General features: G+C 29.3%; 21 protein-coding genes. 9 read left to right on the top strand and 12 right to left on the bottom strand.

Translation table 11 applies throughout. The features are described 5' to 3' along the window. Positions 1-137 precede the first annotated feature (137 nt). The 4 genes from PXD04_RS15860 to PXD04_RS15845 all read right to left on the bottom strand — a co-directional run bounded on the left by PXD04_RS15860 (position 138) and on the right by PXD04_RS15845 (position 3,815). On the bottom strand, positions 138-1,247 hold the full coding sequence (locus tag PXD04_RS15860) for an RNA-guided endonuclease TnpB family protein (protein ID WP_323735794.1): 1,110 nt from the start codon (positions 1,245-1,247) through the stop codon (positions 138-140). A gap of 169 nt (positions 1,248-1,416) precedes the next feature. Continuing rightward, positions 1,417-1,917: a hypothetical protein gene (locus PXD04_RS15855; RefSeq protein WP_323735793.1), complete on the bottom strand. Its 501-nt coding sequence runs from the start codon at positions 1,915-1,917 to the stop codon at positions 1,417-1,419. Between the two features lie 90 nt (positions 1,918-2,007). Further along, positions 2,008-3,051 carry a M42 family metallopeptidase gene (locus PXD04_RS15850; protein ID WP_409988273.1) on the bottom strand — a complete coding sequence of 348 codons (1,044 nt, stop codon included), beginning with the start codon at positions 3,049-3,051 and terminating at the stop codon, positions 2,008-2,010. A 128-nt stretch (positions 3,052-3,179) separates the two neighbouring features. Continuing rightward, positions 3,180-3,815: a queuosine precursor transporter gene (locus tag PXD04_RS15845; RefSeq protein WP_323735792.1), complete on the bottom strand. Its 636-nt coding sequence runs from the start codon at positions 3,813-3,815 to the stop codon at positions 3,180-3,182. Positions 3,816-4,065: 250 nt separating this feature from the next. Here PXD04_RS15845 and PXD04_RS15840 point away from each other — a divergent pair, with 250 nt between their 5' ends. The 3 genes from PXD04_RS15840 to PXD04_RS15830 all read left to right on the top strand — a co-directional run bounded on the left by PXD04_RS15840 (position 4,066) and on the right by PXD04_RS15830 (position 6,338). Next, entirely contained in the window at positions 4,066-4,446 is a 381-nt protein-coding gene (locus PXD04_RS15840; protein WP_323735791.1) for an ATP-binding protein, read from the top strand. Between the two features lies 1 nt (position 4,447). Then, the gene (locus tag PXD04_RS15835) at positions 4,448-4,699 is read left to right on the top strand and encodes a hypothetical protein (protein WP_323735790.1); all 252 of its coding nucleotides are present in this window, start codon (positions 4,448-4,450) and stop codon (positions 4,697-4,699) included. 193 nt (positions 4,700-4,892) lie between these two features. Beyond that, positions 4,893-6,338, top strand: a complete 1,446-nt coding sequence (locus PXD04_RS15830) for a PP2C family protein-serine/threonine phosphatase (protein WP_323735789.1) — start codon at positions 4,893-4,895, stop codon at positions 6,336-6,338. A 191-nt stretch (positions 6,339-6,529) separates the two neighbouring features. Here the strand turns inward: PXD04_RS15830 and PXD04_RS15825 are convergent, their stop codons facing one another. Continuing rightward, positions 6,530-7,336, bottom strand: coding sequence for a nicotianamine synthase family protein (locus PXD04_RS15825; RefSeq protein ID WP_323735788.1), 807 nt, complete (start codon positions 7,334-7,336; stop codon positions 6,530-6,532). A gap of 747 nt (positions 7,337-8,083) precedes the next feature. Here PXD04_RS15825 and PXD04_RS15820 point away from each other — a divergent pair. Beyond that, positions 8,084-9,055 carry a hypothetical protein gene (locus PXD04_RS15820; protein ID WP_323735787.1) on the top strand — a complete coding sequence of 324 codons (972 nt, stop codon included), beginning with the start codon at positions 8,084-8,086 and terminating at the stop codon, positions 9,053-9,055. A gap of 512 nt (positions 9,056-9,567) precedes the next feature. Here PXD04_RS15820 and PXD04_RS15815 read toward each other — a convergent pair. Next, on the bottom strand, positions 9,568-10,788 hold the full coding sequence (locus PXD04_RS15815) for an ATP-binding protein (protein ID WP_323735786.1): 1,221 nt from the start codon (positions 10,786-10,788) through the stop codon (positions 9,568-9,570). 417 nt (positions 10,789-11,205) lie between these two features. On the opposite strand from PXD04_RS15815, the gene PXD04_RS15810 reads away from it, so the two are divergent. The 4 genes from PXD04_RS15810 (at position 11,206) to PXD04_RS15795 (ending at position 14,059) form a co-directional block, all read left to right on the top strand. After that, the gene (locus PXD04_RS15810; RefSeq protein ID WP_323735785.1) at positions 11,206-11,586 is read left to right on the top strand and encodes a hypothetical protein; all 381 of its coding nucleotides are present in this window, start codon (positions 11,206-11,208) and stop codon (positions 11,584-11,586) included. 26 nt (positions 11,587-11,612) lie between these two features. Further along, a complete protein-coding gene (locus PXD04_RS15805; RefSeq protein WP_323735784.1) occupies positions 11,613-12,143 on the top strand; it encodes an AraC family transcriptional regulator in 531 nt (176 codons plus the stop codon). Positions 12,144-12,388: 245 nt separating this feature from the next. After that, the gene (locus tag PXD04_RS15800; protein WP_323735783.1) at positions 12,389-13,099 is read left to right on the top strand and encodes a DUF4013 domain-containing protein; all 711 of its coding nucleotides are present in this window, start codon (positions 12,389-12,391) and stop codon (positions 13,097-13,099) included. A 177-nt stretch (positions 13,100-13,276) separates the two neighbouring features. Then, positions 13,277-14,059, top strand: coding sequence for an NAD(P)H-dependent oxidoreductase (locus PXD04_RS15795; protein ID WP_323735782.1), 783 nt, complete (start codon positions 13,277-13,279; stop codon positions 14,057-14,059). Between the two features lie 15 nt (positions 14,060-14,074). On the opposite strand, the gene PXD04_RS15790 is transcribed toward PXD04_RS15795, so the two are convergent. Continuing rightward, positions 14,075-14,410, bottom strand: a complete 336-nt coding sequence (locus PXD04_RS15790) for a zinc-ribbon domain-containing protein (protein ID WP_323735781.1) — start codon at positions 14,408-14,410, stop codon at positions 14,075-14,077. A gap of 186 nt (positions 14,411-14,596) precedes the next feature. Between PXD04_RS15790 and PXD04_RS15785 the strand changes: the two genes are divergently transcribed. Continuing rightward, a complete protein-coding gene (locus PXD04_RS15785) occupies positions 14,597-15,466 on the top strand; it encodes an SPL family radical SAM protein (RefSeq protein WP_323735780.1) in 870 nt (289 codons plus the stop codon). Positions 15,467-15,505: 39 nt separating this feature from the next. Here PXD04_RS15785 and PXD04_RS15780 read toward each other — a convergent pair whose 3' ends face one another. The 5 genes from PXD04_RS15780 to PXD04_RS15760 all read right to left on the bottom strand — a co-directional run bounded on the left by PXD04_RS15780 (position 15,506) and on the right by PXD04_RS15760 (position 19,420). Then, positions 15,506-16,999, bottom strand: coding sequence for a zinc finger Ran-binding domain-containing protein (locus tag PXD04_RS15780; protein WP_323735779.1), 1,494 nt, complete (start codon positions 16,997-16,999; stop codon positions 15,506-15,508). 189 nt (positions 17,000-17,188) lie between these two features. Further along, positions 17,189-17,566, bottom strand: coding sequence for a hypothetical protein (locus tag PXD04_RS15775; RefSeq protein ID WP_323735778.1), 378 nt, complete (start codon positions 17,564-17,566; stop codon positions 17,189-17,191). Between the two features lie 6 nt (positions 17,567-17,572). Then, a complete protein-coding gene (locus PXD04_RS15770; protein ID WP_323735777.1) occupies positions 17,573-18,400 on the bottom strand; it encodes a radical SAM protein in 828 nt (275 codons plus the stop codon). A gap of 16 nt (positions 18,401-18,416) precedes the next feature. After that, entirely contained in the window at positions 18,417-18,734 is a 318-nt protein-coding gene (locus tag PXD04_RS15765; protein ID WP_323735776.1) for a hypothetical protein, read from the bottom strand. Between the two features lie 20 nt (positions 18,735-18,754). After that, the gene (locus PXD04_RS15760; protein WP_323735775.1) at positions 18,755-19,420 is read right to left on the bottom strand and encodes an adhesin; all 666 of its coding nucleotides are present in this window, start codon (positions 19,418-19,420) and stop codon (positions 18,755-18,757) included. Positions 19,421-19,491 lie beyond the last annotated feature (71 nt).

Genomic DNA, 19,491 nt, shown 5'->3' with positions numbered 1-19,491 from the left:
ACAATTCTCACTCATATTGAGTAATCATATTTTTCATTTGATTCCTGCCTAATTGCCGCTAATGCTAAGCATAGTAAGTGGTACAGGCGATCTCCGGGAAACCCTCGGTTCACATATAAAATACTTTGTTTATATAATTATATTTTTTTTAATCCTTCTCGTTGTATGTTTTTGGCTGCGTTTATGTCTCTGTCATGTGTGTTTCCACATTGTGGACATGTCCATGTTCGGTTGTTTAGTTTTAACTTGTCATTGTAGTATTGGCAGTTGTTGCATGTTTTACTGGAGGGGTACCATTGGTCAATGTGTATTAGTTTTCTTCCGTGTTCATATGCTTTTTGTTCTATTATTTTTGTGAACATGTGCCATGATTTTTCTTGTATGCTCTTAGATAGTCTGCTGTTTTTTAGCATGCCTTTGATGTTTAGTGTTTCCATGCAGATTACTTGGTATTTTTCTGTTAATTGTTGTGCTATCTTATAGAAGTGATAGTCTAGTATGTTATGTCTTTTTTCATATGTTTGTGCTATTTTCTTTTTGATTTTATTGTAGTTTTTGCTGCTAAATTCTTTTTTGGATAGTTTTCTTTGTAATCTTCGTATTTTATTGTGTAGTTGTATGATTTTGTTTTGTTGTGGGAAAGGTATTATTTTGCCCGTGTTTATTGTGACAAAACGTGATACTCCCAAATCTATACCACAACTACGATTATTAGTCTTATAAACATGTCTTGTAACATTTTTACATAAGATAGAAATAAAATATTTGCCTGATGCTTTTCTTTTAACAGTTACAGATTGTATTTGACCAGTTATCTTTTGATGGGTACGAAATCGGATCCAACCTACCTTAGGAAGACGAATAAATTTGTCCCTAATTCTGATATTGTTATTGATATTATGGGTTTTATAAGATTGTACAGGATTATACTTGCTTTTATAACGTGGATACTTGCTGATTTGGTTAAAAAATCTGTTAAATGCATTTTCTAAATTTTTCAATGATTCAATTAAACCTGTGGAATCAACTCGTTTTAACCAAGTTTTAGACTTTTTTAGCTCAGTTAACATAGCTGAACAATCATAAAAAGACAAATACACTCCATTTTCAGCATATACTTTCTTTTTGGCATCCAGAAAAGTATTAAAAACAAACCGACAACAACCAAACTGATTGGTGAAAAAATTCTCCTGAACCTCATCAGGATAAATACGAACAACAAAACTCTTATACATAACAACTTTCAAAAAAATACACTAAATAATAAAATATTAAATATAGATAATAAATTATTACTTATTGTATAGTTAATAATTATTCGATAATAGTATTTAAATATTTTGATAAAAAGTATTACTTTTCACACTTTATTCATATGATTTCTACAGGGCCAATATTATAAAAAACCTATTGAAACTAAGCAAGTACTTGACTTATTACTCCTTCATTGTAAGTTTCTATTTTAACAATTTTTCCATCTTGTAAATATTCAAAATTGTATTCTGTTTTACTGTCATCACTTTCAGTCCAGAAATATCCATCTTTTCCTGCAATAGATTTTTTCTGAGCATTAGGTAAGTTTATTGTGTCAATTGTTCCGTTGTTTTTGTATCCAACTTTGATGTCAGGTTTGTCTGCACCGTTAGCGAAATCTGCTGCAACTTCTGTATCTACTGTTGTTCCATCTATGTGTTCTGCATCTCCTGCTGTGGAAGATTCTTGGTCAGCTTCTACTTGATTATATCCTGTTGGAATTTTAAATTGTAAACCACCAAGGGTTAGTACTCCATTTTCGAATGTTTTATTAGTAACAGGTACATCATCAGCACTTATTGCTGCCATTGTACAGGTTACTGCCATTAAAACCAATCCTAAGATTAATAGTTTTTTAATGCCATTTGCTTGTATAATCATCATTCCCATTAACTTTGATTTCAGTTTTCTTTTTAATATAATTTATTTATGGGAGAAACTTGTTCTCACATAATTATAACTATAAATAGGGGATTAAATGTTGTTTAGTATTGCTAACATCAATTCGATGGTATTTTCAATATCCTCTGCACTTGCCACACTTACAGGTGTATGAATATACCTGGTAGGTACACTTATCACACCAGTGGTAATTCCTTCCCGGTTCAAGTGTATGGCCGTTCCATCGGTTGTTCCACCATCACTTACTTCTAATTGTATGCCAATATCATTCTTTTTTGAAGCATTTATTATCATGTCCTTCATGACCTTAGGAGTGATTATTCCATCCCCGGACCTGTCTGCAAGTATTACTGCAGGTCCTTCTCCCATCTTACATGGTGCTTCTTCTATTGTTATTCCAGGGTGGTCTCCACATAATGTTGTGTCTAGTGCAAACGCGTAGTCCGGATTTAATGTGTAACTTGACACTTTTGCCCCTTTCAGTCCTACTTCTTCCTGAACAGTTCCAACTCCATAAATTGTTGCACGACTTTCAACTCTTTTCATCACTTCCATCATCACATAGCATCCAATCCTGTTATCTAATGCTTTTCCCATAACCTTATTGTTAGGATATTCTTCGAAGAAACTTCTGAAGGTTATCATATCTCCAATGGATACCATTTCTTCTGCTTCTTCTTTGTTGTTTGCACCTATGTCGATGAACATTTCCGTGTATTTTATTACTTTGTTTCTTTCTTCTGGTTTTGTTACATGTGGTGGTTTGGATCCTATTACTCCAGGTACTTTGCCGTTTGCTGAGTGTATGATTACTGCCTGGTTTATCAGCATTTGATCGTTGATTCCACCAATTTTTATGAACTTGATAAAACCGTTGTCGTCAATGTATTTTACCATTAAACCGATTTCGTCCATGTGTGATGCTAGCATTACTGTTGGTGCTCCTTCTTCACCTTTTTTTGTGGTGATTAAGTTTCCCATTTCATCAGTTTCTATTTCATCTGTGCAACTTTCCAGTTCTCTGCTTATTATTTCACGCATTTTTTCTTCGTTTCCTGATATTGCAGGTGTTAAACTGAGTTCTTCTAATAGTTTCATATTTCTTATTGTTGTCATCGTTATTCTCCTATTTGCTATATTTATTTTTTATCCCATATTAACCTTCTAAAAATGTATTTTGTTAATAATTGAAAAAAGGTTTTCTTCCATGATGGCATTATAATTTTTATCATTTACTTCCAGTTCTAGTTTTCTGGCAAGGATCTTATCTTGCTTATAATCATTTTGGTTAATGGATAAACAATTATTTCATATACTGTTTTAAAAGCTGCTTGAGCTATTATCATGGTTAATAGGACTCCTATTGGCATTGTACCAATAAATGCTATTGTTATGAATATTATTGCATCTAATCCTTCCCCACATATTGTTGATAGTATACAACGTGCAAAGAGGTATTTGTCAAATTTTTTCTTAAGGTATACCATTACGTAAGCATTTACTAAGCTTCCAATAAGATATGCTGAAAAGCTAGCTACCAGTACTCTTAAACTATTACTTAACACCATTTGAAATGCTTCTGCTCCTTCAAAAAATACTGGTGCGGGCAATATTATGGCAATATTGTATAATATTACTGCTAGGAAATTCATTATAAATCCTAGAAGAATTACTTGTCTAGCTTTCTGAAATCCATATGTTTCTGCAAGTACATCATTAACTATGTATATTACGGGAAATATTATTACTGCAGTAGGCAATACTATATCAAGCATTGTGAAAGTTTTAAAGGCTAAAATGTTACTTATTATCAGACTTGCAGTTGCTATGCCTGTAAGTAATGCATATACTTCTGTTTTATTATACTGATTTTGATTCATATAATATTATATTTATCTATTGAATTTAATATTAAGTCTCTTAAAAAATGAAACTATAATAGACCAATTTCATATAATAGGATAAAAATTAATTACAAAATCATTCAGGAATAGTATCGAATAAAAATATTATATAATTATGTATTATAAAATAATTATAAATAATCATTAGCCTAATATACAAGAATATTGTTTTAATCATTACAATTATCAAGGATTATAGTCACATACTGATAGTTAAGTTGATAATATGAAATTAATCAAAGTAGATCCAAAATTAGAAGAACTATATACTATCAATAGATTTATTCAGGAGATTATTCAAAAAGAGGATTTTGAAGTTACACTTATTACTGAAGAGATATTTGTTAACATAATTAATTATTCTGATGCAGATTACATTAAAATCTCAGCAGATTTTAATAATGAAACCCAACTTTTATGCTTGGAATTTATTGATAATGGTGTTAAATTTAATCCACTTGAAAAAGAGGATCATGTTGCTCCGGATACTATTGAAGAAACTGAAATTGGTGGGTTAGGTATTCATTTTGTTACAAATCTTGCAGATTCGATAAAATATAATTATGATACTGAAAATCATTTAATAATAACTAAAAAAGTGAAGTAGTATGAAGACTAAAATAAAGAATTTTATAATACCATTCATATTGATGGTTATAATTAATTTAGGTACGTATACATTACTTCCGACAAAACCTTTCGGAATGGAACTTTCACCATACCTTGGAGTATTATTTATTTCTTCAATGTTCTTCGGAGTTTATGGTGCAATTGGTTCTACAAGTGCTAACTTCATATGTGATCTAATTAATGGTTATTCAATTGAATCATCTATTGCTTCAGAAATTACGGGCTTTTAGTAATATATTTGGGATATAAATTATGGTACACTAAGTATCAGGAAGAAAACCTGATTACTCGTTTAAGATTAAATAATACTCATAACTTGTCAGTATTTTCTTAATCGTTATAATTTGTGGAATTTTATATTCATTATTAGCTACTAAGATTACATATATTTTCTATCCGCATACAATTGGTTTATATTATGATATGGGTTTAAAATATTTTGTTAATTTTGTGAATTTCTCATTAATTTTTAGTACAATAGGCATATGGATTACACGTTATTATGATTTTGTGGACATGCCACCTATTGCTAAAAAAGAATTTAATCCAAGATTATATACGATAATTGATATTATCATGTTAATATTTATTCCGTGTGTTATAATTGCAGACCATATGGTAACAAAGAATTATTTTGTAAATCTCTTCGAAGTAATACTTATAATGTCATTAATGGCAATATACTGTACTAAGCCTATTAAAAAGGTTGATGAGGTATCTTTCATTTCGATTCCTGAAAGAATCATTGACAGATTCCTGGGAATTACATTTATAATAATAATTATAGCGTTACTTGATGTGTTCCTCCCGATAGATAACATTATATTAAATACTGTGAAGTATATTTCAAAGGATACTGTTTACCTTTATCTGTTATTAATATTGGATGTGTTAGTTGCCATATTCTTTATACCAACATATTTTATTATCAGATATATTGAAAAAACTATTGTAAAACCATTAATATCATTTTCAAAAATAGAATCACGCATAAAGCATGGTGAAATAATTGAATCAAATGACTTACTGGAAATATATTCAAAGTACACAGAAGAAGATAATGAGATAAGTATGTTATCACGTAGTTACATTGATTTGGTGAAATATAATAATGATTATATTGAAAACATTAAAAATATTGAAACCGAAAAACAGAGGATTAAAACTGAATTAAAGATTGCTCGTAATATACAGAATTCCATATTACCTACAGAATCTATAAAAAATGATAATTATTGTCTGACCGGTTTCAGTCAGCCTGCAAAAGAGGTTGGTGGAGACTTTTATGATTATTATGAACTAGATGATGAACGGGTATTGATAGTGATTGGTGATAGTTCGGGTAAAGGAGTTCCTGCAGCGATTTTCTCAACAATTATTCAAAACTTTATAGAACAGCTCAGTCCGTATGAAAAGGATCCTGCAAAAATGTTATATTCAATTAATAATAATGTTTGTAAGAAGAATACTGAGGTTATGTTCATTACATTGTGGATTGGTATTTATAATAAAAATACTCATGAATTATTGTTTAGTAATGCCGGACATAATCCGCCATTAGTTAAAGAGGATGATAAATTTGTAGAGCTTAACATTGAGTCAGGTCTTGTATTAGGTATTTATGAAAATTTTGAGTATAAAAATGAGAAAATTATCTTAGATAATGAATTATTGTTGTATACTGATGGTATTACTGATGCACGGAATGATGAGAATGAGTTATATGGTGTTGAAAGAATGATTAACTTCTTAAATAGTGAAAATAATAATAACACTATTAAAGACTTGATATATAATATTAATGATTACTGTGGTAATCAGGCTCAATATGATGATATGACACTGGTTCATCTGAAAATATCCCATTAAACATGTACCACATGTAGACTACAACAATAAATATTAATAAAAAAAGGATAAGATAACGAATACAACAAGTAATGCATAACTATTTAGCAAGATAAGTCATAATCCCCTAAAATAATAACGGGGAAATTATCTTGTTTAACCTGTTATGCCCTGTATTCTTTATCATCAAAACAAATTTCTTCAAAAACAAACTAAACTATTTTTTTTACCAGCACCGATGTATTATTAACATTACCCTTAGGTAACATTAAACCCTCCTGATGAAAACCTCTTAAATCCACATCCTTCACAGGTTCATAAAGCATTTGCCGCATACCAGAATACGTTCTATAAAGAATCGGCGTATCCGTATCAACTATTTCCCACAAATTACCGAAAACCTTACTCTTAGGTATAGCAAACGCTGCAACCATTATCACATCATAATCCAAGTATTTAACATATCTTTCATCACCAATAACTATTTCTATGTCATCAGCCAACCCAAGTCTTCTAATAATATGACGAGAAAGTTTTGCAACACTCGGCTGTACCTCAATTCCCACACATTTACATCCAAATAGCTTGTTGAACATTATTAATGTTAATGGCAGTGGCCCACTTCCTATAAAAACAAGTTTAGTCTTCTCATCAAATGGCACCAATTCTGATTCATTCCTTAAAAGTCCTTCATATCTTTCATAGAAGTGGAAAGTATCAAGTACATCCCATGCATTCTCCCCGCCCTGAATAATTTCATAAGCATTCTCTCTTTCAAGCCTTGCACCAATGTATATATAAAAGTCCCTGATAGTTTCCAGTGAATTCACCATCCCCTCATCAGATAAAATTAGTTTTGCTGAATCATAGTCAATACTATCATTATGTGCTATTTTTTCTATTTCATCAAGAATTGGTACTAACTGGTCCAAGCTTGTTTCATCCAGGTGTTCATTCCCTATCTTATTTAATTCAATTGCTATTTCTCGTATTTTTGTCCAATAATTTTTTGAGCTCATATCCACCACGTGACTTTTTTAAATTAATCAATTTTATTTTATTAAATTAAGATTATTTATAACTGTTAATACTTTGTAAAACATAGTATATAATTAATACCCCAATATAAAATTTTTATTAAAACAGAAAAAAATTAAAAAATAACACATTCAGGTGGTTGTTCAGAATCCGGCTGATACTTTTTTAAAACAACAATTTAAATATTCTTAAATTTAAATTAAATAATTATTTAGTTTTTATTTAATATATAAAAAAATGATAAACTTCTTTTTTCTAAAATTAATTAAAATAAAAGCTTGATTAATTAAATTAATAGTTTTAAGATACTTTTAATTAAATAGATTCTATAAATGTTTAATTGATATAAAAAGAATGTATTAACCTTAAATTTTAATAATCCGAGATATACCATCTTTATTATATAATATACTCCCGATTATGGCACTGTCTAATATTCATGGGGATGATTTTCACTTCTTTTCTTAAAATATTTGATAGAATAAATTAGTTTTATTTTTTATTGATTAAATGAGTGTTGTTATTTAATTAAAAGTAGTTATATTCTTATATGTTTGTTTAAATTGGTGATTATTTGTTTTATTTATTATACTGTGTTATATGTACTGTTTTAGTTAATATCTGATATTTATCAACTTGATTATTTGTATGGATTTTGTTCTGTTTTTTATTCTTGATTTTAAGTTTGTATAAGTCTATAAATAGTGGTAAGAGTAATATATATTATTATGAAGTCGAATAAAACTCTTACCAATAATATATTAGATTTAACTTGTCTTAAAGATATCGTTTCTAGTGATATTGATGAAATTATTTTTCCTGATTGTTTATCTCCTGATTTTTTATTAATCTTTAAAATGATGGGTTTACTTGATTTTAAGGTTACTTATGTTCTTACTGATGAAGTATGTGGTGATTGTGGTTGTAAATTACATTCTAAAGGTTATCATACTCGTAAACCTAATGGCATTCCTGTTAGTGTTAAAGATTATTCCTGTCAAGAATGTGGTAATCGAATTGTAACTAATTTTAATGAATTTATTGATAATTATTCTGTTTATACTTCTACTGTTAAAGAGTGGGGTGTTAAATTATCTGAGATTGGTGAAGAATCATATGAAAAGAAGTCTGAATTGTTTGAATCACTTTTTGATATACATTTACCAAAATCTACGCTTTTTTATCATGAAAATAATACTGCAGATTCATACCTTGAAGAAAAAGAAAAACAAGTAGAACAACTAGTAGAAAAAGAAAATCTTAAAGATAGTGGCACGTATCACTATGATGAGCAATTTCCATCTCAAAATGGAGAATATATGTCACGGTTAATGATTATTGATGCAAATACCCAATATCCTTATGAAGATTTTCTGGAATATGCAACACTATTTGACACGGAAATTATTGAAAAATATTTCCACCAAATACTGGATGATATACCACATGAAATAATGATAACTGATGGATATTCAGCTTATCCTTCTATAATAGAAGAATTTAACATGATACAACAAAGATGCGTGTTCCACATGATGTACAACGTAGGAATGGAAGTATATCCAGTTATCCGAAGAATAACACGTAAAAAGAATGGAAAATACCATAAATTAGAAGAAATCAACGAAAAAATACATAAAAAACTAGAAAAATACAAACCACACATGGGACCAATAACAGATAAAAAAACTACACGATGACATCAAAACACTAGAAAAAGAAATCAAAAACATAAAAAAAACAAATAAAACACAACAAAAAACAGATCAAAGAACTAAACAACTACCTTGAAAGAATATCCAACATATTCAAAGCAGAAAACATAAAACTAGCAAAAAGACGCCTATCACACTTAACCAACAATATACAGTTTTTACCAGATTCAGTAGCAACTAGCATCAAAAGAATTAAAAATAACTTCAACGAACTAACACAATACCTAAACAACGAAGCAATACCAAAAACCAACAACATAATAGAATTATACTTCAAAACAACACTTCCACGTCAACTAAAAAGAAGATACAGAACAATACGAGGACTAAAAAGAAGACTAAAAAGTGCAAGAATACGATGGATCCACAGAAACGTACTACAAAACAAAAAACCCATCAACAACTTCTTCAAAATCAATCCCAAAAAACCAACATCCCCATAGATTCTGAACAGTGCCCCATATTTACCTCTTTTTTTAAATAAAGTTTTTTTTAAATTAAATTTCGTCATCTAATAAAAATTCAATAATGTTTTTATGTTTAATACCATTATAAGACATATCAAATTCATCCATACTTATTACATATGCATCATATTTATCTGGCACATCAAGTAATGGTGAAAATTCTCGTTCAACAGTTTTTTCAGTCGATAGATAATAACTTACCTGCACATATATTTTCTTATCATATTTCTGACATACAAAATCTATTTCCTTATTTTTAATTTTTCCAATCTTAACTGAGTAACCTCTTCTTATTAGTTCATTATACACTATATTTTCAAGTACTCTTGGTATCCAGTTAGTATTATCATCTACAAGTGCATGATGAAATCCTTGGTCAGCCAAATAATATTTTTCTCCTGTTTTTAATATTTTTTTACCCAATATATCTTGACGTCTAACTTTTTTACAAAACAAAGATTCTTGAAGATAAATAGTAAAGTTCGATATAGTGTTACGGGTAGTTTTTCTATTTTCATTTTTTAAGTAGTTTGTAATACTTGTTTTAGAGAATGTTTGTCCTGTTGAATTCATTAAATAATGACTAAAACGTTTGAATAAATCAACATCATTTATGGTATATCTTGATAAAATATCATGAACAATAATCGAATCATATATATCTTGAAGAGCATTTATCTTAGTATCATCATCTGGGATACCAAGAATTCCGGGCATTCCACCAAACAGGAGGTATTCATGGAATATTTTTCTCTTATTTTCATAATTTAATTCTATATTATAATATTCTTGTTTATATTTCAATACTTCTTTATATGAAAAAGGATATAAATTGATTTTTATATATCTACCTGATAATAGTGTTGCTAATTCATTTGATAATAGTTTGGAGTTTGATCCAGTAATATAAATATCACAATCTAAATCTACACGATATCCATTTACAGATTTTTCCCATCCATTGACTTGTTGAATTTCATCAAAAAGTATATATATTTTACCACTAATGTTATTTGTTAAATTCAGAATGAGTTCATCTAATTCTTCTTGTGTAAATATATTTTTATATTTGTTTGATTCAAAGGAAATATAAATTATATTTTCTTCATTGACTCCTTTATTTTTGAGTTCTTCGATAATACTCTTAAGTAAGAATGTTTTTCCACAGCGACGTATTCCTATTATTATTTTTATAAAATCTGTATTCATCAAAGCATCAATTTGTTTTAAATAGGATTCTCTTTTAATCAAGATATAATTCCTCCAAGAATATTTAACTTATATAATAATATAAATACATACATATATAATGCTTCCTATAGAAAGCACTATATAACAAAAAATAATTAAAAATTTTTATATAAAACACATTTATCCTTGTACTGTCTAAAGTATTACATACAGTACACAATATGTATTTTTATATTGATTTTTCATTCAACTGAAAATTATTATATAATTTCTTATATAATACAAATTAAGCAAATAATTCAATGATTATATTAAATAGCATACTAAAGAACATGTTAATGGATGATTTTTCAATAAATAAGATATGTAGATTGATTGATTATGAAAGATAATTTTAATAAGGAAATAACAACTGTTTTAAAAGACACTCCCTTTGTTACAAGATATCAGTTTAATCATGAAAGTGGTAATGGCTATATGAACATTTATCATCTTTTTGAAGGTATAGATTTAATATTCAATGTTTTTAATTGTGATGAATGTAACCAGTTAGTTTCATCCATTAATTACAGTGATTATATTATCATTAATCATTGTAATAAGGGTCGTTTTGAAACGATTTACAAAAATAATTATATTTATTTATCTGAAGGCGATATAGTATTTTCATCAGGAGCAAAACATTATATGCATGATTTTCCATTAGGCTATTATAATGGATTACAGATTTTAATTAACTTAAAAACTGCTCAGAAAAGTATTGATAAAATAATAGGATCAAATATTCTGGACATTCGTAAATTAAGCAATGAGTTAATAAATACGGATTTGCAGTCATTCGTTCAACTATTGAAATAGATCATGTTATCAGTGAATTATATCATGTGGAAGAAAATATTAAAAGAAGTTACTATAAACTTAAAGTTCTTGAATTGCTCTTATTTATAAGTAATTCAGATATTAAGAGTATTACAGATAAATTTCCTACTTTGAAAGTGGAGAATGTAAAAAAAATTAAGGAAATTAGAAATTATTTAATTTGTAATATTGATGAAAATATTACATTGGATGATTTGTCCTTAAAGTATAATATCAGTAAAACCACAATTAAAACTTATTTTAAAACAATTTATGGTAAAGCATTAATTACTTGGAGAAGAGAATATAGATTAAATATGGCATCAATTTTACTTAAAAACAATGACTTGACAGTTGCTGATGTTTCGCATCATGTCGGATACATGGATGAAAGTAAATTTATTAAATCATTTAAAAAATACTATGGATTAACTCCTAATCAACTACACACAATAACCCACTCTCAAAACCACAAAACAACAAACAACAATAAAAACAAAACGAAACAAAAAAAAAACACACTCTTTTTTATAAATAAACCCAATCATACACTCTAAAAACACACAACTTCAAACACAAAAAAGAAAAATCAGAAACAAACATCAACCGGATTCTGAACAACCACCATTCAGAAAGCTAAAAACCATTCACAACATTTTTAAACATATATCTTTAAAACAAATAACTATTAAACTATTAAATGATGAAAAATTAATAATAGTAAGATATATATTCATTAAAAGAAAAAATAATTATATAAAACGAAAAGATGAACATTCTTTTATGAATGAAGGTGAAAAAAATGGAAATCAGCGAAATAATTAATGATGCCCTAAGATTCCCATTCAATAATATAATGTCATTAGTGTTATACTTTGCACTATCATTTATAGCAGCACTAATCGCCATATTCACCGGTGTCAGTGCAGTATTAACCACTAGAACAAACTCTGGTGCAGGAATAATTGTAACACTAATCGGAATAGCATTATGTTTAGTAATTTCTTTTATTATTGATGGATACGCTTTGGACATAGTTAAATCAGGTATAAATAGAAACAATTATGGTCCTTCCATAGACCTTACAAGACAATTATTTAATGGAATTAAATTATTCATAGTACAAATTGTATATCTCATAATTCCAATAATAGTAGCAGTAATATTATCACTATTCCTACAACGTTGGATTGTAGCAATAATATCTTTCATATTGATTATATTATTCGGATTTGTACTTTCAATGGCTGTATGTAGATTAGCAAAAACAGAAGAACTTAATTACGCATTAAATATTTCAGAAGCAATCGGAGATCTTCAAACAATCGGTATAACAAAAGTTTTAATAACCGTATTTGCCGTTGTAGTCATAACATTTATTGTTGTTGCAATACTACAATTAATCTTCGGTGCAATTAGCAAAGATATTGCTTCAATCGTAACAGGTCTTGCTTCAATTTACTTCCTATTCTTCTCAAATAGGGTTAATGGTCTATTATACTCTGAAATATAAGACCAAAATCCTATATCTTTCTTTTTTAAATTTTTTCATATTAACCCCAATAATATATACTATTTTTACAAAATATTAAATACCACATGATACCCCCCAACTCATTCTTTAAAATCAATAATTATATAGAACATATAACAACAGATATAATACTAAAGAATTATTTAAGGGTAAAATATGAATTTTTTAATAATAAATGGTAGTCCAAGACAAAAAAATACTTGGAAACTAGTAGAAAGAGCAAAACAAACACTCAAAAATATCGATGAAAAAACACAATTCACCGAAATAAATCTGATAAACACACAAATACCAGCATGCACAGGATGTTATAACTGTTTTAACCATGGCGAGAATACATGCCCACATGCCAACATAATCCAACCCATAGCCGAGCAGATGAAAACCTGTGATGGCCTCATAATAACAAGCCCAGTATATGCACTTAATGTAACAGGATTAATTAAAAACCTCATAGATCATCTTGCATACTTCTATCACAGACCATACTTTTTTGATAAAAAAGCAATGATAATAGTTTCCACAGCAGGAGCAGGCCATAAAAAAGTTGGCAAATACTTGGATGAAACACTTAGAAACTGGGGATACAATGAAAGATTTAAATTAATGTTTACAGTAAGCCATGACAGACATGGATACCTTCCACTAAATACTAAAAAGAAGATTGACAAGGAAAGCATACGCTTTTATAATAGCATACAAAAAGGCACCCTTAAAAGTCCTAGTATGAATGCAATGGTCATGTATAATGTTTGGAGAGCAATGGCAAAAAACGGTCATATACCAGCCGATAAGAAATACTGGATAGAAAATAACATGCTAGACTCAGAGTATTATCCCGGAATTCCATGCAGCATTATTAAGAAGCTTCCAATGAAAATATTTTATAAGATAATGCTGAACTTTGTGGGTAAAAATAGTGTAAAAGCAGAAGAATAAGAAAAAAAATGTCACTTATAACAATGCAATAATTATTATAATAATTATTAAAAGACAACAGCAACCAAGAATCCAACCATTTCCACCATCATCCCCCTTATTATCAGAATATACTTGTCTCTGATTCACATTTCTACCACAATGGGAACAAATTACTTCACTTGCCGGGTTGAATGTACCACAGTTTGCACACTGCTTCATCTGCACTGGTTCTGACTGTTGACTACTTGACTGTTGACTACTTGACTGTAAATTACTTGCAAGAGAATTCCCTTTTCTTATACTTGCACCACATGATTCACAGAATTTCTGTTCATCATTGATAGGTTTTCCACAATTTGGACAAAACATTGCTAATCATCACACTATTATAACTTCTATTAAATCATATTTGTTTCATTAATTAAATAATTTATTATACAATCACATTTTTTCTAGAAAAACAATACCATTTATGTCCACATAATAAAATAATCTGCACAAAAAACATGAACATAAAAATATAATTACCAATTCAACCAAGGAATAATGATATAAATGCATTACATAACAGCTAAAACAATACTATCAGCAAAAAATGGAATGAACATCTACAGAGGATGTACTCACGGCTGCATATACTGTGACAGTCGCAGCAAAGTATACAATATGAATCATCCCTTCGAGGACGTGGCAGTTAAGAAAAACAGCCATGAACTGTTACGTAAAGCATTACATAACAAAAAAGAAAGGTGCATGATAGGACTAGGTTCCATGAGCGACCCCTACATCCCCTTAGAAAAAAATATAGAATACACCCGGAAAACACTAGAACTAGCATACAATTATGGTCACGGATTTACATGCATAACAAAATCAGACCTAATACTAAGAGATATTGAATTACTTAAGAAGATAAATCAGAACACGAAGGCTGTTGTACAAGTAACACTAACATGCACCGATGACAAAATTAGTAAAATTATTGAACCAAATGTATCCACAACAAATGAAAGAATTAAAGTTCTCCAAAAATTAGACCAAGAAAATATTCCTACCATTGTATGGTTAACACCCGTGCTGCCCTATATTACAGACACTGAGGAAAACATTACAGGCATACTTGATGCATGCATATCAAATAATGTTAAAGGAGTAATCTGCTTCGAAATGGGATTGACATTAAGAGAAGGAAACCGTGAATATTACTATGAAAATCTGGAAAAACATTTCCCAGGACTGAAAAAGGTATATCAGGAAAAATATGGTGAAAACTATTCTCTTCAAAGCCCGTATAATAAGAAGTTAATGAAAATATTCTATGAAAAAACACAAAAAGCAGGCCTAATGAACAATCCTGAAGAAATATTCAAATACCTGAATACTCTTCCACGAAAAATAAAAACTCGTCAAAGCACTTTATTCTAGAAAAAAGAAAATAATTTGAGGGGTTGAAAATTATAATATTTAATGAGATAGTCTTATTGTTTTATTCATAGGATTATACCGTGTATTTCCTTCATAGATTACTTTTATTTCATAGATGTTTTGAAGGTCAATATCCAATATTATCCTACCGTTACTATCAGTTTTTTCTGTTAATTGTGTTCCATTGTCTAATACTATTTTTATGTATTCTCCACTCAGAACTTTATTATCATCAGTTAATAATATGATATCTGTTTGGTTTTCCTCGTTTTCTACTTGTATCTTTGTGTCATTTCTTGTTTCTGATGTTATATTGGCATCATTATCCCTTATCTGTTCTGTTTTATTTTGTGTGGTGTTAAATGTTTCATTACTTGAATTACGTGTTTGATTGTTTGTATCATTACGTGTTTCATTTTCTGTTGTGTTTTCACTTGTTTGGTCATCTATATCCATGTTTGCTGTTGTTTGTGTTTCTTGGTATTGGTCATTGCCCATATATTTGATTGTTATTTTGTTTTCTCCTTTGTTTAATGGTACTATTACTTTACCATCCACACCTGTTTTTTCATGTGTTTCATGGTAATTGTTTATTATTTCCAGTTCTGCATTTTGTATCGGGTGTTTCTGCTTATCAGTTAAAGTTATTGTAATTGTCTTGTCTTGTTCATTATATTGTGTGTTTAAGTTTGTTTCTTCTTTGTCGTGTCCAACTTCTATTGTTGTTTCTGTTGGATTATACATGTCACTACCCTGATAGGTGATTTTAACTTCATGTTTTCCTGACTTTTCTGGTTTAATAGTTATTTGTCCCTTATCATCTGTTTGTTCTTCGTATTGTGAATCAAGAGTAGTTATTATTAATTTTGCACCAATTATTGTTCTGTTGTCACCAGTTTTTAATGTGATTATTGTGTCATTTCCCGTTGTATCGGCGATTAGCTGAGTATTTACCTTGTTAACCGCTATTGATACTTTTGTCTCTGACGGATTGTATTTTTCGTTTCCTTCATAAACCATTGTTGTTTCATAGTTGTTCTCTGATAGTTCGGGTAATTCTATGTTTACATTACCGTTTTCTACTTGTCCCGAGTACTTTGCATTAAATAGGTTGATACTAGTTGTTCCACCCGATACGGGGTTTCCGTTCTGATCTTTTACATAAGCATTTACTGTTATTCTTTCTCCCGTTTTTGAACTTACTGCACCTACGAGTATTGTTGTATTTAGTTTATCTGCTATTTCATCAGTTATTTCTGTTGGCTGGTCTGTTGAAAGATTTCCTGGTGCTGCTAAGCTTGGTAATTCTAGGTCTGGTGGTGTTATTGCCGATAGTACAACTATAAGTATTCCTATGATTACTAGTGCAATTATGAATTTCTGTGTTTTTGTAAATATGTTCTTGTTTGTAGGATTTGCTATTGTTGATTGTTTATATCTTTTTATTGGACTGCTCTGGTCCAGGGGATTTCCACATTTTACACAATAATACATATTACTCTTATTGAGGTGTCCGCATTTATTACACTTCATAATTTAACCTCTTAATAGGGATTTTATTGTAATTAGTTTGTTATTCATAGATATTATTTTAGTTATATTTAAATTAGTAAGATTTTTTGTTATGAAAAATTAACAAGTTGCAGATTATAGGTAGAAGATATGAATAAAATCTTTAAAAACTTTTTTTGTGGAAAAATAGTATATGATAAATTTTGGAGGTTAATATAATTTTTTTCTTTTTGCATATGCTTTGTTTCTTTTCTTTTCTAATTCTTTATAATTCTTATCAGCATACTTGTTTTTTTGTCTTTGTGTTCTTCCTTCAGGTATTACTGTAAGTATGTCTATCCTATTATCTGTTGCGGCCATTATTACTCTAAGTTCCTTATATTCCTTGTTTTGTGGTGCCCTGTATACTACATCGTATTGGCCAGGTCCTGATGTATCATAGCGTATTGGTTCGTCTTCCAGTATCATATCTACCATGTATCTTCGTGATAAATGATATTTGTTTAGTCTTTGTATGAAATGTTTATTGTCAAAGTTTATTATTATTGATCCTGTGTCTCCTATGATAAACATGTCAAATGCATCCATTGTCTTTCACCCCGTTTTCTCTTTTAGATGTCTTATAATGTTTTCTTTGTTTTCCTGAATTTTTCCGAAAAATGGAATATTGTTTGTATTGTTTGTGGCATCAATGAACGTGTTTATAGTTAGTGTTTCTAGAAATGTTATTATTTCTTTGTTGTTTTCTTCAGGTTTTGATGGAGTAAATATGCCATCTTGTACTTCATCGTATAGTGTTGTGTTTTCTTTTATTTCTAATTGATTTATCATTATTCTTTCTGGTTTTAGTTGGTTGAATACCTGTGCTGTTTTCTTTGCATGATTATAGCCATACTTGTGTCCTCCTAATCCTGATAGAAAGATTAATGTGTATTTTATCCCGGCTTGTTCCAGTTTTGATACTTGTTTAATTATTTCATCGGATTTATATCCCTTGTTCATGTAGTCGAGTATTTCATCATCACCTGACTCTACTCCCAGCACTATTGAGTTATACTTCATTTGTCTCAGCTTTTTAAGGTCAGTTATTGTCTTGTTTTCCAGGTCATCTACTCTAGAGTATCCTCCTATGCTTTCTACAAATGGAAGATTTCTATGAATTAATTCTGCTATCTGTCCCAGTTTTTGTGCAGAGAGTAGGAATGGGTTTGCTCCCTGTAACCATATTCGTTTAAATGAATAACCTCTATTTTTTAATTCTATTATGTCTTCTTGTATTTCTTTATTTGATGAAATGTTAAATGAGACATTCTTGTAATAGGAACAGTATTTACATTTGTTATGGTTGCAACCACTTGTTACTTGTAAATATGTGCTTCGTGCCTCGTATGGTGGTCTTATTACTGTGCTTGTAAAATGCATTGCCTTAATTTTCCTTTTAGTATATTATTTCGTTTTCTTCTATTTTTCCAATGCATATTAGGCTATCTTCATGAGTGTATGGGTAAGAGAATATGTGTGGATCATTTATTTTGAAATGTTCTATTAATGTGTTTAATTCTTCCATTGTTAGACCATCATATATTTCATGATTATATATTTCGATGTAAATCCTGTTTAATTCAGTGTTTTCTAGGATGTAGTATCCTTTATTAGTATCATATATGTTATCTGTTTTTAGTTTGTTTATTACACTGTCTAATATCGATTGTAGGTTTACTGGTATTTCTTCAAATGTTATTTTTGTTATTTGCATTTTATGATTCCTCCATTTTTTTATTTAAAGTTTAATTTGTCTATTGAATTAACTAATTTTTCTGCTAGATTGTATGTTTTTGTCATATCTTCGTATGAGTATGTTTCATATACTATTGTTGGTATTCCACTTTTTGCTACTGGGACTGTTATGTATTCAGGGCTTGTCCTGTATTCTGGTGCATAATAGTCTAGTTCTTTTAGGTTTGATAGTAATGTTTCTACGATTTTTTCTGATTTTTCATCAAATCCTGGTGCGAATATGAAGTTTGTTTTCTCGTATTTGCCTGGTCCTCTTGTTCCCTTGTTGGAATGAATGTCTGCGAAGAATGTGTAATTGTTTGTGATTATGTGTGGTGCTACGTATTGCTGTGCTAGTATTTGTCCTTGCATTCTGCCTTCAGTTTTTTTGTCTATTTTGTTTATATTAATGTTATAAATATAGTATGAATAGTTTAATGTATCTGTTTTTGTCAGTACTGTTTCAAATAGTGCTCTGTGTGATTTACTTTCATATGGGTGCATTCCTACCAGGTATGCTATTTTGTTGTCTGATTCTGTGTTTCCGTATGGTCCGTGTATGTGTACTGTGCCTGTTTCATTTTTTCCCAGTAATTGTCCGTTGTATTGTGTTGAATCTATTTTTGCTTTGTCTGTTGGTCCTTCGGGGTATTTGTTTTTTAACATTTTATTTTTTCACTACTCATTATATTTTCTTATATATTATATTACAGTGTTATATTATTTATTAATATTGA

It is taken from the genome of Methanosphaera sp. ISO3-F5 (assembly GCF_034480035.2).
Taxonomy (GTDB): Archaea; Methanobacteriota; Methanobacteria; order Methanobacteriales; family Methanobacteriaceae; genus Methanosphaera.
This window is presented reverse-complemented; position numbering and strand designations above follow the sequence as displayed.

Bases quoted from the DNA above. Each gene is read 5' to 3' on its own strand.
- PXD04_RS15855 (WP_323735793.1), bottom strand. From the start codon at position 1,917: ATGATGATTATACAAGCAAATGGCATTAAAAAACTATTAATCTTAGGA.
- PXD04_RS15850 (WP_409988273.1), bottom strand. From the start codon at position 3,051: ATGACAACAATAAGAAATATGAAACTATTAGAAGAACTCAGTTTAACA.
- PXD04_RS15845 (WP_323735792.1), bottom strand. From the start codon at position 3,815: ATGAATCAAAATCAGTATAATAAAACAGAAGTATATGCATTACTTACA.
- PXD04_RS15840 (WP_323735791.1), top strand. From the start codon at position 4,066: ATGAAATTAATCAAAGTAGATCCAAAATTAGAAGAACTATATACTATC.
- PXD04_RS15835 (WP_323735790.1), top strand. From the start codon at position 4,448: ATGAAGACTAAAATAAAGAATTTTATAATACCATTCATATTGATGGTT.
- PXD04_RS15830 (WP_323735789.1), top strand. From the start codon at position 4,893: ATGGGTTTAAAATATTTTGTTAATTTTGTGAATTTCTCATTAATTTTT.
- PXD04_RS15825 (WP_323735788.1), bottom strand. From the start codon at position 7,336: ATGAGCTCAAAAAATTATTGGACAAAAATACGAGAAATAGCAATTGAA.
- PXD04_RS15820 (WP_323735787.1), top strand. From the start codon at position 8,084: ATGAAGTCGAATAAAACTCTTACCAATAATATATTAGATTTAACTTGT.
- PXD04_RS15810 (WP_323735785.1), top strand. From the start codon at position 11,206: ATGAACATTTATCATCTTTTTGAAGGTATAGATTTAATATTCAATGTT.
- PXD04_RS15800 (WP_323735783.1), top strand. From the start codon at position 12,389: ATGGAAATCAGCGAAATAATTAATGATGCCCTAAGATTCCCATTCAAT.
- PXD04_RS15795 (WP_323735782.1), top strand. From the start codon at position 13,277: ATGAATTTTTTAATAATAAATGGTAGTCCAAGACAAAAAAATACTTGG.
- PXD04_RS15790 (WP_323735781.1), bottom strand. From the start codon at position 14,410: ATGTTTTGTCCAAATTGTGGAAAACCTATCAATGATGAACAGAAATTC.
- PXD04_RS15785 (WP_323735780.1), top strand. From the start codon at position 14,597: ATGCATTACATAACAGCTAAAACAATACTATCAGCAAAAAATGGAATG.
- PXD04_RS15780 (WP_323735779.1), bottom strand. From the start codon at position 16,999: ATGAAGTGTAATAAATGCGGACACCTCAATAAGAGTAATATGTATTAT.
- PXD04_RS15775 (WP_323735778.1), bottom strand. From the start codon at position 17,566: ATGGATGCATTTGACATGTTTATCATAGGAGACACAGGATCAATAATA.
- PXD04_RS15770 (WP_323735777.1), bottom strand. From the start codon at position 18,400: ATGCATTTTACAAGCACAGTAATAAGACCACCATACGAGGCACGAAGC.
- PXD04_RS15765 (WP_323735776.1), bottom strand. From the start codon at position 18,734: ATGCAAATAACAAAAATAACATTTGAAGAAATACCAGTAAACCTACAA.
- PXD04_RS15760 (WP_323735775.1), bottom strand. From the start codon at position 19,420: ATGTTAAAAAACAAATACCCCGAAGGACCAACAGACAAAGCAAAAATA.